The sequence below is a fragment of the Vibrio sp. Isolate32 genome (genome assembly GCF_022397955.1).
GTDB lineage: Bacteria > Pseudomonadota > Gammaproteobacteria > Enterobacterales > Vibrionaceae > Vibrio.
Genome location: NZ_JAKEUQ010000002.1, coordinates 42680 through 58521, shown reverse-complemented (window position 1 = coordinate 58521; position 15842 = coordinate 42680). Strand labels below are relative to the sequence as shown.

Annotated in this window: 6 protein-coding genes; 2 read left to right on the top strand and 4 right to left on the bottom strand. The window is 47.0% G+C overall.

From position 1 onward, the window contains the following. Positions 1-59 precede the first annotated feature (59 nt). From L1D11_RS01715 to gltB (L1D11_RS01700), 4 genes are all read right to left on the bottom strand, one after another. Positions 60-1472: an FAD-dependent oxidoreductase gene (locus tag L1D11_RS01715; RefSeq protein WP_239831574.1), complete on the bottom strand. Its 1413-nt coding sequence runs from the start codon at positions 1470-1472 to the stop codon at positions 60-62. A gap of 16 nt (positions 1473-1488) precedes the next feature. Then, a complete protein-coding gene (gltB, locus tag L1D11_RS01710; RefSeq protein ID WP_239831573.1) occupies positions 1489-5952 on the bottom strand; it encodes a glutamate synthase large subunit in 4464 nt (1487 codons plus the stop codon). Between the two features lie 428 nt (positions 5953-6380). Beyond that, positions 6381-7850 (bottom strand): glutamate synthase subunit beta, encoded by a 1470-nt coding sequence (locus L1D11_RS01705; RefSeq protein ID WP_239831572.1) that lies wholly within the window; start codon positions 7848-7850, stop codon positions 6381-6383. Beyond that, positions 7850-12397, bottom strand: coding sequence for a glutamate synthase large subunit (gene gltB / locus L1D11_RS01700; protein WP_239831571.1), 4548 nt, complete (start codon positions 12395-12397; stop codon positions 7850-7852). The genes L1D11_RS01705 and gltB (L1D11_RS01700) overlap by 1 nt, the downstream gene beginning before the upstream one ends. Positions 12398-12926: 529 nt before the next feature. Here gltB (L1D11_RS01700) and L1D11_RS01695 point away from each other — a divergent pair. Both L1D11_RS01695 and L1D11_RS01690 read left to right on the top strand, forming a co-directional pair. Further along, complete coding sequence (locus L1D11_RS01695; RefSeq protein WP_239831570.1) at positions 12927-13880, top strand: TIGR01212 family radical SAM protein; 954 nt, start codon at positions 12927-12929, stop codon at positions 13878-13880. A gap of 91 nt (positions 13881-13971) precedes the next feature. Further along, positions 13972-15723: a diguanylate cyclase gene (locus tag L1D11_RS01690; protein ID WP_239831569.1), complete on the top strand. Its 1752-nt coding sequence runs from the start codon at positions 13972-13974 to the stop codon at positions 15721-15723. Positions 15724-15842: the final 119 nt, after the last annotated feature.

The following is a 15842-nucleotide window of genomic DNA, read 5'->3' as shown; positions in this document are numbered from 1 at the left end:
CATAATTGGATCCCTTTTTTATGGTAACGAACTGAGTAATAAAGGAAACCTTATACCCATCACACTTCTAGGTAATCTAATATCCCTTCCGCAGCTTTGCGGCCTTCATCGATAGCAGTCACCACCAAGTCAGATCCTCGAACCGCATCGCCACCTGCAAAGATCTTGCTGTTCGTGGTTTGGTATTGAAACTCTTGCTGTCCAGGTGCCTTGATTCGTCCCCATTGATCAAGCTCTACACCGAAAGGTTCTAGCCACTCCATCGCGTGAGGTTGGAAACCAAATGCCATGATCACGGCATCGGCTTCAAGGACATGCTCACTGCCTGCAACGGGTTCTGGACGACGACGGCCTGCTTCATCTGGTTCACCCAAAGCGGTTTTCACGACTTTGACGCCAGCCACATGACCAGCGCTGTTTAGTTCTAAGCCAATAGGTTGTAGGTTGAACTTGAACTTCACACCCTCTTCACGCGCATTTTTCACCTCACGGCGAGAGCCCGGCATGTTGGCTTCATCTCGGCGGTAAGCACACACAACATTAGCTGCATGTTGACGAATCGAGGTTCTCACACAGTCCATTGCGGTATCACCACCACCAAGAACGACCACCTTCTTACCTTGCATGTCGATGAATGGTGTTGGGTTTTCCAGCTCCATGACCTTGTAGGTATTAGAAATCAAGAATGGCAGCGCATCATAAACACCCGGAGCATCTTCATTATCGAGACCAGCACGCATGTTTTTATAAGTGCCTACACCAAGGAAAACAGCGTCGTAATCATCGACCAGCTCTTGAAGTTGAATGTCTTTGCCGACTTCGGTATTCATTCGGAATTCAACGCCCATGTCGCTAAAGATACGGCGACGATTCTCCATGATGCCTTTCTCAAGTTTGAACGACGGAATACCAAAAGTGAGGAGCCCACCTATTTCTGGGTAACGGTCGAACACAACGGCCTTTACGCCATTACGTACTAAGATATCAGCCGCCGCAAGACCAGCTGGGCCCGCACCGATGATTGCGACCTTTTTATCGGTCCATTCAACGTGAGACATGTCAGGCTTCCAACCCATTTCAAAGGCTTTATCGGTAATGTACTTTTCAATGTTACCTATGGTTACCGCGCCGAAATCATCGTTGAGGGTACAAGAGCCCTCACACAGTCTGTCTTGGGGACAAACTCGGCCACATACTTCTGGTAGGCTGTTGGTCTGGTGAGACAGTTCAGCTGCTTCGATAATACGCCCTTCATTGGCAAGCTTAAGCCACTGAGGGATGTAGTTGTGGACTGGGCATTTCCATTCACAATAAGGGTTACCACAATCTAAACAGCGGTCTGCTTGTGCTTTGGCTTGCTGTTTAGTGAAAGGTTCGTAGATCTCTACAAACTCAATCTTACGTATCTTGATTGGTTTCTTCGCTGGATCTACACGATTCACATCAATAAATTGGTATACATTCTGGCTCATTATTGGCTCCTTCCAATTATTGCGCTTGAACACGAAGTTCAGCTGAACTGCGGCTTTGGTGGCCGAGCAAGGTGTTGAGATCCGCCGTCTTTGGTTTCACTAGGTAGAACTTCGGAATCCATTCATCAAAGTTCGCCAGAATAGCTTCAGCGTGGACTGAGCCAGTCTCCTCCAAGTGCTCTGCAATTAAGCCACGCAGATGTTCTTGGTGGATATATAAGTCAGATAGAGAAAGCGCTTCAACCGACTCGTTGTTCACTCGGCCTTGGAAGTCTTCGTTCTTATCCATGACATAAGCGAAGCCGCCGGTCATACCGGCACCGAAGTTGACGCCAGTTGCGCCAAGAATGGCAACAATACCGCCCGTCATGTATTCACAAGCGTTATCCCCCGCACCCTCAATCACGGCAACCGTGCCTGAGTTACGTACGCCAAATCGCTCACCTGCCGTACCTGCAGCAAATAACTTGCCTCCGGTTGCACCATACAGACAGGTGTTGCCTATGATGGTTGCTTCGTTACAAGTAAATGCGGTGCCTTGGTGAGGCTTAATGACTACCTTTCCGCCAGCCATGCCTTTGCCAACATAGTCATTAGCATCGCCTGTAAGGTACAGCTCAACACCGCTGGCATTCCACACTGCGAAAGATTGGCCAGCAGTACCGTCGAGGTACAATTTGATTGGTGAGCTAGCCATGCCTTGGTTGCCGTATCGCTTAGCAATTTCGCCAGAGATACGTGCACCTATCGAGCGGTCTGTATTGATCACGTTGTAGCAGAGGCTGGTGGACTGTCGTTTCTCAATCGCATTGAGTGCATCATCCAGGATCTGCTGGTTGAGCTGAGCCTTATCAAATGGCGCGTTTGGTTCGGTCCAATACAGAGGGTGACCCTCTGGTGATACTGGTGCTTCCAGTATCGATGAAAGATCCAACTTGCTCTGTTTCGCGGTCAGGCCTTCAACTGCCTCCAATAAATCTGTGCGTCCAATTAGATCAGTGAGTTTTTCTACACCAAGGTCAGCAAGGTGTTGGCGAACTTCATCGGCTAAGCCTGTAAAGTAGTTCACCACCATGTCTGGTAGCCCTTTGAAGTATTCGCGGCGTAGTGTTTCATCTTGAGTCGCGACGCCTGTCGCACAGTTATTGAGGTGGCAGATTCGTAAGAATTTACAACCCATTGCAACCATCGGCGCGGTACCAAAACCAAAGCTTTCAGCACCTAAAATCGCGCCTTTAATCACATCGAGACCGGTTTTCAGACCACCGTCGACTTGTAGACGGATCTTATGACGAAGCCCGTTAGCAACCAGTGCTTGTTGGGTTTCTGCTAGTCCAAGCTCCCAAGGACAACCTGCGTATTTTACTGAAGTCAGTGGGCTCGCTGCGGTACCGCCATCGTAGCCAGAGATCGTAATCAAGTCGGCATAAGCTTTCGCCACACCTGTCGCGATAGTGCCGACACCCGGTTCAGACACTAACTTCACTGAAACCAAGGCGTTAGGGTTCACCTGTTTAAGGTCGAAAATCAGCTGAGCCAAATCTTCGATTGAGTAGATATCGTGGTGCGGAGGAGGTGAGATCAGAGTGACACCCTGAACCGAGTATCTCAGTTTAGCGATCTCTGCCGTCACCTTATGACCTGGCAGCTGACCGCCTTCGCCTGGCTTCGCACCTTGCGCTACCTTGATTTGCAGAACATCCGCATTGGTTAGGTAATGTGGTGTTACCCCAAAACGGCCGGACGCAATCTGTTTGATGCGCGAGTTACGATCGGTACCAAAACGTCGTGGGTCTTCACCGCCTTCGCCAGAGTTGGAGTAACCACCCAAGCGGTTCATCGCCATTGCCAGTGCTTCGTGCGCTTCTGGGCTCAGGGCACCAATCGACATAGCTGCCGAGTCAAAGCGCTTAAAGAGGTCACTACTCGGCTCTACTTGCTCAAGTGTTAGTGGTTTATCGGCTTTTTTCAGGCTCATTAAGTCACGTAACATTGCCGCAGGGCGAGCATTTACCTGCTTAGCAAAAGATAGGTAATCCGACGTTTCGCCAGTTTTCACGGCGGTTTGCAGAGTACCGACGACATCTGGGTTATAGGCGTGGTATTCGCCACCATGGACATATTTCAGTAGACCACCGTGCTCGATAGGCTTGCGCTTAGTCCACGCTTTACGAGACAGGTTATAGATATCTTGTTGGAAATCGCTAAAGCTTGCGCCTTGGATTCGTGTCGTAACTCCGCGGAAACAGAGTTCAACAACGTCGGAATGTAGGCCAACGGCTTCGAAAAGCTGCGAACAGCGGTAAGAGGCAATGGTCGAAATGCCCATCTTCGACATGATCTTATACAGGCCTTTGTTGATGCCGTTTTGGTAATTTTGCATTGCTGCGCGATAGTCTTTATCTAAAGATCCATCATCTAGCATTTTACCTAACGCTTCATAAGCAAGGTACGGGTAAACCGCCGTCGCACCGAAGCCAAGCAGCACCGCGAATTGGTGTGGGTCACGAGCAGTTGCGGTCTCAACCACGATATTGGCATCACATCGTAGGTTGTTGTCAGCTAGTCTGGTTTGCACGGCACCGACAGCCATCGCAGCTGGAACAGGCAGTTTGCCTTTCTCTAAGTTTTTGTCTGAAAGTACAACCAAAACCGCACCGTTACGCACTTCTTGCACTGCACGATCACACAAGTCATTGATGGCTTGTTCGAGACCTTTCTCAGCAGGATCATAGTGCATGCTAAGAATCGTGTGGCCATAGTGTTTTTGATTTAACTGCAGTAGTTGCTGCATATCAGAGTAGAGTAGAACAGGCGAATTGAATGTCACACGGTAGGCGTGACCATCTGTCTCGCAGAACACGTTCATCTCTTGGCCGATACTGGTCGCGAGAGACATCACATGCTTTTCACGCAAAGGATCGATCGGTGGGTTGGTAACTTGAGCAAACTTCTGACGGAAGTAATCAGTGACCAAGCGCTCTTTAGAAGAGAGTACAGCCATTGGTGTATCATCGCCCATCGAGCCGACCGCTTCCTGTCCCATATCACCAAGAACACGCAGTACTTGGTCTGACTCTTCGTTACTCATCGCAAATTGTTTTTGATAAGTCTTTAGTGTGTCATCGTCAAAGCTTCGCTTACCGACCTGATCATTGGGCAGTTCGGAAAACGGTGTTAACTTATGAACGTTCTTTTCCATCCACTCTTTATATGGGTGACGCCCTTTTAGATCATTATCGATCTCGTTGGATTGCCATAGCTTGCCGCGGCGCGTATCTATGACGAGCAATTCTCCTGGTCCCACGCGACCTTTTTCTGCGACTTCATCTGGCGCGTAATCCCAAATACCAACTTCTGATGCCAGCGTGATCAAGTTGTCTTTAGTGATCACATAACGCGCTGGGCGTAAGCCGTTTCTATCTAGGTTACATGCAGCGTAACGACCATCAGAAAGGACGATACCTGCAGGGCCATCCCACGGTTCCATGTGCTTGGAGTTAAAGTCGTAGAAAGCACGCAGATCGGGATCCATGTCTGGGTGGTTTTGCCAAGCGGGCGGCACAAGCATACGCATCGCTCGGAACACATCCATACCACCGGCGAGGAACAGGTCAAGCATGTTATCTAGGCTTGAAGAGTCTGAGCCTGTCTCATTCACAAAGGGGGCTGCGGTTTGTAAGTCTGGTAGCAGTGGTGAAGAGAATTTATAGGCACGAGCTTTAGCCCACTGACGGTTACCTTCGATAGTATTGATCTCACCATTATGCGCTAAATAGCGGAATGGTTGAGCTAATGGCCAACGTGGTTGAGTGTTAGTTGAGAAGCGCTGGTGGAACAGACATATCGCCGATTCCATACGTAAGTCAGCAAGATCGAGGTAAAATCGCGGAAGATCGGCCGGCATACACAAGCCTTTGTAAACCATGACTTGTGTTGAAAGGCTACAAATATAGAAATCTTTGTCTTCGGTGATCTGCTTTTCAATTCGACGACGAGCAATATATAGGCGTCGTTCGATGTCGCGTTCACGCCAGCCTGCGGGTGCCGATATAAAGACTTGCTGAATATTGGGAACCGAATCGTTGGCGATTGGGCCTAATACATCGGTGTTGGTTGGCACGACACGCCAACCTGCAACAGTTAAGGTCTCTTGAGCGAGCTCTTTATTGACGATGTCTTGCGCAGATTGCGCTTTGATTGGGTCTTGGCTGAAGAAAATCATGCCGACTGCGTATTGCTTGCCGAGCTTGAAGTTGTTCTCTTCTGCAATAATTCTTAGATAAGAGTCTGGCTTCTGTAGCAATAAGCCACAGCCATCTCCGGTTTTACCATCCGCAGCAATACCGCCACGGTGTGTCATGCGATCGAGGGCTGAAATAGCAGTTCGTACCAACTTATGACTCGGTTGGCCTTCCATTTGCGCTATTAAACCAAATCCACAGTTGTCTTTTTCAAGACTAGGATCATATAGAGCCATTGCAATTCTCCCTTTTGCTTCTCTGTCATCCAGACAGTAAATGACTAACTATTCATGTACTTGTTGTTTTTTTTAAACTGATAGTTTGCTTTAGCCAGTTAAAACGTTATTGGTTGTGTTAACAAAAACGATTGGTTTTATTTTCATCAGCTTTACAACGTATAGCTAATTGTGTTTAAGGTCAAGTTCATGGTTAATTATCATGCACAAACGCGATTAACCACTTAATAATCTAAAATAGTCGATGGATATCAATGAGATATACAAGGTGGATGTTAATGAGATTTAACATATACAACAGGGTGATTTTGGAAGCGCCAGAAAGCATATAGAAAAAAGGCTAGCATCGAGTGCTAGCCAAATATAAAAGTTAGGAAGGGTGTTGCTTTTCCTCTAGGCTAACGTTATTGACGTTAGCCCGAGAAATATTATGCGGAAAGCATGAGTGAATCAGCTTTCGCTTCTAAGTTTGAGTTACCCATTAAGAAGTCATCAATGGCAATTGCACACTCACGACCTTCATTAATACAACGTACCACTAGAGATTGGCCTGTACGCATATCACCAGCAGCGAAAACGCCTTTCTGGTTCGTTGCAAAACCTTCAGAAGCGACGTTACCACGCTCGTCCAGTCTAATGTCTAGTTGAGCAAGCACACCAGTTGGCTCTGGGTGTAAGAAGCCCATTGCTAGGAATGCCATGTCACAAGGGATAACACGTTCTGTGTTCGCCACTTCATCAAAGCTTGGGCGCTCGCCTGGTTTCGCATCTTGCCAAACGATGTCAGCAATACGTAGACCCGTCACTTGACCTTGCTCGTTACCGATGAACTCTTTGGTTAAGATGTTCCAGTGACGTTCACAACCTTCTTCGTGTGAAGTGGTGGTTTTCATTATCATTGGGTATTGAGGCCATGGCATGTTTGCTGGGCGCTTCTCTGGTGGGATCGGCATGATCTCAACCTGAGTAATGCTCGCTGCTTTGTGACGGTTTGATGTACCCACACAGTCAGAGCCAGTATCACCACCACCGATAACCACAACGTGCTTATCTTTAGCGTGAATCTCTTCTGTTTTAAGATCTAGGTGGTTAGCTCGGCGGTTGTTTTGACCAAGGAATTCCATGGCAAAATGAACGCCTTTTAGCTCACGACCTGGAATTGGTAGGTCACGAGGAACCGTAGAACCACCTGTTAGCAGGACTACATCAAACTCTTGACGTAGTTGCTGAGCGTTAACATCAACACCGATGTGTTGGTTCACTTTAAACTCAACGCCCGCTTCAGCCATTAGGTTGATCTTACGATCGATCACGTCCATACCCAGTTTGAAATCTGGGATACCGAAACGCAGTAGGCCGCCAACTTTCTCGTCACGTTCAAATACAGTCACTGAGTGACCTGCACTGTTCAGTTGCTCAGCAGCGGCTAGGCCAGCAGGACCTGAACCGATAACTGCGACTGTTTTGCCTGTGCGAGAACGAGGTGTTTTAGGTTTTGCGTACCCTTCACGGTACGCAGTTTCTACAATCGTTTTCTCGATATTACAGATGGTGATTGGGTCTTGGTTGATACCTAGTACACAAGCACTCTCACAAGGAGAAGGGCACACACGACCTGTAAATTCAGGGAAGTTATTGGTTGAGCTTAGGATGTTCCAAGCCTCTTCCCAGCTGTCACGGTAAACTGCGTCATTGAATTCTGGGATGATGTTACCAATCGGACAACCGCTGTGACAGAAAGGTACGCCACAGTCCATACAACGAGAGGCCTGAGTATTGATCTTGTCACCAAACTCTTCGTTAAGTACAAACTCTTTGTTGTCTTCAATTCGAACTGACGGGTCGAGCTTCTTTGGAAGCTCACGACCGTGTTCTAAAAATCCAGTAGGCTTACCCATTATACTGCCTCCACTTCTTCCGTTTGTGCCTGTTGTGCTTCAGCTTTACGCTTTTCAAGAACTGCTTTGTAGTCGCGTGGCATTACTTTAACTAGCGATGCAACACTTGCTTCAAAGTTGTCTAGGAAAGACTGAGCAACTTCACTTCCTGTGAATTCAACATGCTTCGTTAGCATATCTAGTAGAAGATCTTTATCTTCTTGTTCAATTGGATCTAGGTCTACAAGTTCTGCGTTAAGCTTGGTTTCGAAGTCACCCGCTTTATCCCAAACATAAGCGACACCGCCACTCATACCAGCAGCAAAGTTACGACCCGTTGAGCCAAGGATAATCGCAACACCGCCAGTCATGTATTCACAACCGTGGTCACCAACGCCCTCAACAACAACCTTCGCGCCAGAGTTACGAACACAGAAACGTTCACCAGCCATACCGCGAATGAAAGATTCACCTGAGGTCGCGCCGTAGAAACATACGTTACCAACCACGATGTTGTCTTCAGCAACGATAGAAGATTTCGCATCTGGGTACAGTACCAAAGTACCGCCAGACAGACCTTTACCCCAGTAATCGTTCGCGTCGCCTTCTACTTCGAACTTAACGCCTTTCGCAAGGAACGCACCGAAAGATTGGCCAGCGCTACCGTGGAACTTAACGTTCATTGGCTGCGGTAAACCTTGGTCCTTGTAAACCTTCGAGATTTCGTTCGACAGCATGGTACCCGCAGAGCGGTCCGTGTTGATGATAGGGAAGCTCGCATTCACGGCTTCGCCTTTCTCAAGAGCTGGAATTGCCGCTTGAATCAACTTGCGGTCTAGAACGTCTTCTAGGTTGTGGTTTTGTTGTGTCTGGTTGTAGATACCATCTTCTTCACGCGCCTGCTCAATGTGCAGTACTGGTGTTAGGTCTAGGTTCTTGTACTTCCAGTGACCGATGTCATCACGAACTTTAAGTTTGTGCGATTGACCAACCATCTCATCGATAGAGCGGAAGCCAAGTTCAGCCATTACTTCACGCAGACCTTCAGCCATGTATTGGAAGAAAGTGACTACGTCTTCTACACGGCCGTCGAAACGTTCACGCAGAGTCTTGTTCTGTGTTGCGATACCAACAGGACATGTATTCTTGTGACACTTACGCATCATGATACAGCCTTCAACCACTAGAGCTGCTGTTGCTACGCCCCATTCTTCAGCGCCAAGTAACGTTGCTACTGCAAGGTCACGTGGTGTTTTCATCTGACCATCAGACTGAACAACGATACGGTTACGTAGGCCGTTTTTCAGTAGTGTTTGGTGCGTTTCCGCTAGACCCAGTTCCCAAGGCAGACCTGTGTGACGGATAGAAGACATCGGAGATGCACCCGTACCACCATCAAAACCTGCGATAAGTACCACGTCAGCTTTCGCTTTCGCTACACCAGATGCAATCGTACCTACGCCAGCTTCCGATACCAGCTTCACGTTGACACGGCCGTTACGGTTCGCGTTTTTCAGATCGTAGATCAGCTGAGCCAAATCTTCGATGGAATAGATATCGTGGTGTGGTGGTGGCGAGATAAGACCTACGCCCGGAGTCGAGTGACGCGTTGCGCCGATCCAGTCATCAACCTTATCACCAGGTAGTTGACCACCTTCGCCCGGTTTAGCACCTTGAGCCATCTTAATTTGTAGCTCATCAGCATTAGATAGGTAGTAAGACGTTACACCAAAGCGACCAGAAGCCACCTGTTTGATTGCTGAACGTTCCCAGTCGCCGTTTTCTTTACGTTCGAAACGTACAGGATCTTCACCACCTTCACCTGAGTTTGATTTCGCGCCAATACGGTTCATTGCAACAGCGAGTGTTGAGTGAGCCTCGTGCGAGATTGAACCAAAGCTCATTGCGCCAGTAGCGAAACGCTTAAGGATGTTCTCGATTGGTTCTACTTCTGCTAGAGGAATAGAGCCTGCAGGGTTTTTGATGAAATCCAGCTGGCTGCGCAGCGTTGCTGCGTTGTCGCCTTGGTCATCGACTGCTTTTGCGTACTTCTTGAACTGACCGTAATCTTTGTTACGCGTCGACTCTTGAAGTAGAGAAATCGTTTCAGGGTTGAATAGGTGTTTCTCACCACGTTGTTTCCACTGGTAAACACCGCCAACATCAAGGATCTGAGCTGGGATTTCACGAGCTGGGTAACCAACACGGTGACGAACCAGTACTTCTCGCGCGATATCGTCGATCGTTAGACCTTGGATACGAGAAACCGTACCTGTGAAGTATTTTTCAACCACTGATTTGCTAACACCAAGTGCTTCAAAGATTTGTGCACCGTGGTAAGACTGCAGCGTAGAAATCCCCATCTTAGAGAAGATTTTAAGTAGACCGCCGTTAACACCTTTACGGTAGTTATCGAATAACTCACGTGGATGTACGTTTGGATCTAGTTTCTTCGTACGTTGCAGTTCAACAATTGTTTCAATCACTAGGTATGGGTTAACTGCGTTCGCACCGTAACCGATTAGCGTTGCAAAGTGGTGTGTCTCACGAGCGTCGCCCGTTTCAACAACGATGTCACACTTAGCACGTAGGCCTTTACGGATTAGGTGGTGGTGAACTGCGCCAACAGCCAGCATTGCTGGAATAGCAGCATGGTTAGAGTTAACCGCACGGTCTGTCAGTAGGATGATAGAGTAACCATCAATCACGGCATCTTCTGCGTATTGGCAAATACGTTTTAGTGCACGCTCTAACTTACCTTGGTCTCCATTTGCTTGGAATACGATATCCAGCGTCTTCGCTTGAAGGTGCTCGTTATCGATAGCACGCAGCTTTTCTAACTCAGAGTTAGACAGTACTGGAGACTCAAGCTCTACCTTTTGACAATGTTGAGGTGTTTCTGAAAGTAGGTTCTGATCTTTACCTAGGTAAGTGTTCAGAGACATAACCATACGCTCACGGATCGGGTCGATCGGTGGGTTAGTTACCTGTGCAAACAGCTGCTTGAAGTAGTTTGAAAGGTGCTGCGATTGGTGAGAAAGAATCGCTAGCGGCCAGTCAGCACCCATTGCAGAAAGTGGCTCATAGCCGGTTTTCGCAAGAGGTAGAATGATTTCGTTCACCTCTTCAGAGCTCACACCAAACGATTGTTGTTTGTGGAGAAGTTTCTCTGGAGAAGGTTGGCTAAACTCGTTGCTCGCGTCTGGTAGCTTTTTCAGGCTCAGAAGATTCTCTTCAACCCATTTCTCGTAAGGTTGAGATTTCGCGATGCCATCTTTCACTTCTTCATCAGAAATGATGCGGCCTTGCTCAAGGTCAGCAACGAAGATACGACCTGGTTGCAGACGACCACGGTATTCAACGTTTTCTGGTGCGATTTCAACAACACCTGATTCAGACGCCATCACTAGGAAATCGTCTTTGGTCACTGTGTAGCGAGAAGGGCGCAGACCGTTACGGTCAAGAGTGGCACCTACTTGAACACCGTCAGTGAAACATACCGAAGCTGGGCCATCCCATGGTTCCATTACGTTCGCGTGGTACTGGTAGAACGCGCGACGAGTTGGGTCCATGTTTTTGTTTTCTTGCCATGCTTCTGGGATCATCATCATCAGTGCATGTGGCAGAGTACGACCGGACAGAACTAGAAGCTCCAATGCCATATCGAAGTTGGATGAATCAGAGCTACCTTCCTGACAGATAGGCAGGAGCATGTCGATTTCAGCTTGTGTGAATAGATCCGATTCTAGGATCGCTTCACGCGCTTTCATCCAGTTTAGGTTGCCGCGAACCGTATTGATTTCGCCGTTATGAGCGATGTAACGGAAAGGCTGAGCTAGACGCCAACGTGGGAATGTATTGGTAGAGAAGCGAGAGTGTACTAGTGCTAGAGCCGTCACCATAGTTGGGTTTTGTAGGTCTAGGAAGTACTGAGGAACTTGTTCTGTTGTTAGCTGACCTTTGTACACCAATGTCTTGTAAGACATAGAGTTGATGTAGAAGTCATCACCGATATTTGAAACGCTTTCTAGGCACACGCGAACGGTGTAGTTACGTAGAACGTACAGTTTGCGCTCAAGCTCTTCTGGAGTAATACCTGGGCCGCCAGAGATAAATACGTGTTCAAATTGAGGTTCAGTGCTTAGTGGGTCAGCACCAATCATTGAATTGTCAGTAGGAAGTTCACGGTAGCCGATCACTTCTAACTCCAGGCGTTGTGCATTGCGTTCTAGAATGTCACGACACTGTGCACGTTTGTGTTCATCTTTAGGGAAAAGTACAACACCAACACCATATTTTTCAAAAGATGGCAGTTTAATTCCAAGCTTTACGGCTTCTTCTAGTAAGAATTCGTGGGGTTTCTGTAGCAGGATACCTGCACCATCACCAGAGCACGGATCGCAGCCTTGGCCGCCACGGTGTTCCATACGTGCAAGCATATCGAGTGCTTGAGTTACTACATCATGAGATTTGCGATTCTTTAGATGCGCAACAAAACCGATACCACAAGCGTCATGCTCCAGTTCAGGAGTATACAGACCCTGTGAGTTCTGCTCTTGATCTACCATAGATACATCCTTCCAGTTAAATCTAGGCGCAACTTATTTGTATAAAGTCAGCCTTGTCCTTTTATATTTATGGGTCTAAACCTGCCTATGCTGGCGGTTTGAATCCTTTCCGTATCTCGCAGGAAAAGTATTGCGAGAAAAACAATCCTTAGTGATATCTGTTTATTTTTAACCACAAACTAGTGGTTTATGTAGGTGGGATATGGATATCACCGACTTATTAGCAAGTTTTAGTTGTAAGTAAATACTCAAAAATAGCCAATATGTGTAAGTATCCTACAATTTTGTCTAGGCGAATTGCAATGAAAGTTGAACCATGTAGACCATTTTTTCGTTTTATTTTGAATTTAATGTCTAACAAACGTGCAACATTAGGCAAATAGAGCGACTTTTTTGCATGTTTATTGATATTTGATAGGTTGCTCGCAAAAATCCTTGAGTAAACTAATTGGTCGAATTTTGCAGGGATGTAATTTTTTTTCAAAAAAAGACTGATATTCATTCTTATTTACTTGAGCGCTTTGAAAATATGCAATTACATGAGTTGGTCAATACTATCGGCCAAGATCTTCAACGTCGTTATGGCGAAAAGGTTCACAAGCTAACGCTGCATGGTGGTTTTAGCTGTCCAAATCGAGATGGAACCATTGGTCGCGGAGGCTGCACTTTTTGCAACGTGGCGTCATTTGCCGATGAGCAAACTCAAATCCAAAGTATTGCCGACCAATTAAAAGATCGTGCGGGTGAAATTGCGCGTGCTAAGAAGTATCTGGCTTATTTTCAGGCTTACACCAGCACTTATGCTGAGGTGCAAGTACTCAAGAATATGTATGAAGAAGCGCTAAAAGCACCGGGTGCCGACATCGTTGGGCTGTGTGTTGGTACAAGACCTGACTGTGTACCTGATTCAGTTTTGGAATTATTGGCTGGTTACGTCGAGAAGGGGTACGAGATCTGGCTAGAGCTCGGCTTACAAACTGCTAATAACGATACTCTTGAGCGCATCAATCGCGGCCATGATTTTGCGGTGTATGAAACTATCACCCAGCGTGCACGCGCTCTCGGAATTAAGGTGTGTACTCACCTGATTGTTGGACTACCAAAAGAGACCAAAGCCGATAACCTTGAAACGTTAGAGCAGGTATTAGCAGTCGGTACCGATGGCATCAAGCTTCATGGCCTTCATATAGTAGAGGGAAGTACCATGGCCAAAGCATGGAAAGCCGGCAAGCTAGAAGCTCCAAGCCTTGAAGAGTATGTCGACATTGCTACTGATATCATCCAACGCACCCCTGCGAACGTGGTTTACCATCGCGTCTCATCTGCGACAAGACGTCCTACGTTACTCTCTCCGTTGTGGTGTGAGAACCGTTGGCTGGCGATGACAGAGATAGGTCGATCATTGGATAGAACTGGTGCTCAAGGCATGAAAACAGGCTCTGCATTCGAGTACATATTACCTGTTTTAAACGCAACGAATTGATAAAAATGAGTGAGAGTAGGTAACAGCAGATAAAACCAACAAATAGTGGTAACATTTCCCTCACAGATTTTATGATATAGATTGAGAGTTGATGGAACTGGTAATGACTTGGTTGTGGGATAGAGCGTATGGCTACGGTATTTATATCGTTCTCATACTGCTGTTTGCCCTGATCTGCTGGCATCTTTATGCTCGTTATCAGTCGCACATTGAACAGTTGCTACTTTCTACGCCATCCCCTCTCTTTTTCGTTGATGTACGAACCGGTGAGATCTTGTATGCCAACCGCCAAGCGATGCAGCTGCTTGGTATCCGTCAGATTGGTATTCACTTTCGTTTCCCAACAGTGGAGAGCGAGAACAGCTTTCGCCACTATCTTACCAACCACATCAACTCTCGATCATTTGAGCAGAACTCATTATGGGTGCTGTCTGAGTTTGAATCTTTCAAGATCAATCTTGTGGGGCGTAAGATCCGCTTTAGAAACAAAAATTCGTGGATGATTCACGCATCACCCTATAAGAACACTAATGAAGAATTGTCCCAAGAACTACGTGAACTGAACGTTGCACGAACAGCTTTGGACTCTTTATCTGAGCTAATCTACGTAAAAGATCAAAAGGGTGAATTGCTCGCGAGTAATCGCTCGTTTAAAAAGTTTTGGCATGGCCGTCCGGAAGAGGGCACATTGAGTGTTTCTGGTGGTGCACTGAAAGGGCGCGTTAGTGAGCGTTCATGGACAACTGACCAAGATGGTAAAAGCTGCCTACTCGAAACGTACCAAAGCGTCTTACTTTCTCAAGATGGGGAAAATATTGGGACACTTTCTATTAGTCATGATGTGACCGATTGGCATGACATGCAGCAGCAACTGCGTGGTGAAATGGAAAAACGTAAAGATACTGAAGTAGCCCTCGCTCAGCGTGACACCATCTTACAAAACATCTTAGAAGCCAGCCCAGATTCGATCGGTATCTTTAATGAAAACATGGTTTATCAAGCGTGTAATAAACCTTTTGTTACTGCGCTCGGGATCTCTGAAGTCAGTGATTTGATTGGCAAGCGACTACAAGATGTCGTGCCAAAGAGTATGTATGTGCGGATCTCTGAAACCGACCATCAGGTTCTTCATCAAGGCAAATCACTACGCTATATCGACAAAGTTATGTCTAGTGATGGTGATTACACTTGGTATGACGTGGTGAAGTCGCCATTTAGAGATCCTGCATCTAGTACCAATGGTGTGTTGATCATGGCTCGTGATATCACCGAGCGTTACCTTGCAGAGCAGAAACTCGAAGAGGCGAACTTAGAGCTTGAACGTCTCAGCTTTATGGATAGTTTGACTCAGGTTTCTAACCGACGTCGCTTTGATGAACAGCTGTCGACACTGTGGCATTACCATGTGCGAGAGAAGTTGCCGTTGACTATCATGCTTTGTGACATCGACTTCTTTAAAGGCTACAACGACTTCTATGGTCACCAGCAAGGTGATGATGCTTTGATTCAGGTTTCGCAAGCCTTTAAGCAGGTACTGAATCGTTCGTCTGATTGTGTGGCTCGCTATGGCGGTGAAGAGTTCGGCTTTATTCTGCCAAACACGACTGCCGATGGGGCATTAATGGTTGCACAACGTATTCATGATGAAGTGCTCAAGCTTGGGCTGATTCATGAAAAGTCGACTGTTTCTGAGTTCATTACCGTCAGTATTGGTATTATCTCTTACGTGCCTACCCCTAATGATGAGATGGAGTCTGCGGTAGCGTTAGCTGATAGTGCGCTTTATCAAGCTAAGTCTGATGGCCGAAATCGTTCTAGTGTGCACCCATCGTCGATCCGCTAAGCCAATCTATTACTGATTAAGCCATTATTTACTTGGGTTATCTGTTTCAAACAATATAACCCAGCTCTCTTGCTGCATGTGATGTAGCTAGCTTACCTCCTATCTTCAAACAGGGTAGA

Bases quoted from the DNA above. Each gene is read 5' to 3' on its own strand.
- L1D11_RS01715 (WP_239831574.1), bottom strand. From the start codon at position 1,472: ATGAGCCAGAATGTATACCAATTTATTGATGTGAATCGTGTAGATCCA.
- gltB (WP_239831573.1), bottom strand. From the start codon at position 5,952: ATGGCTCTATATGATCCTAGTCTTGAAAAAGACAACTGTGGATTTGGT.
- L1D11_RS01705 (WP_239831572.1), bottom strand. From the start codon at position 7,850: ATGGGTAAGCCTACTGGATTTTTAGAACACGGTCGTGAGCTTCCAAAG.
- gltB (WP_239831571.1), bottom strand. From the start codon at position 12,397: ATGGTAGATCAAGAGCAGAACTCACAGGGTCTGTATACTCCTGAACTG.
- L1D11_RS01695 (WP_239831570.1), top strand. From the start codon at position 12,927: ATGCAATTACATGAGTTGGTCAATACTATCGGCCAAGATCTTCAACGT.
- L1D11_RS01690 (WP_239831569.1), top strand. From the start codon at position 13,972: ATGGAACTGGTAATGACTTGGTTGTGGGATAGAGCGTATGGCTACGGT.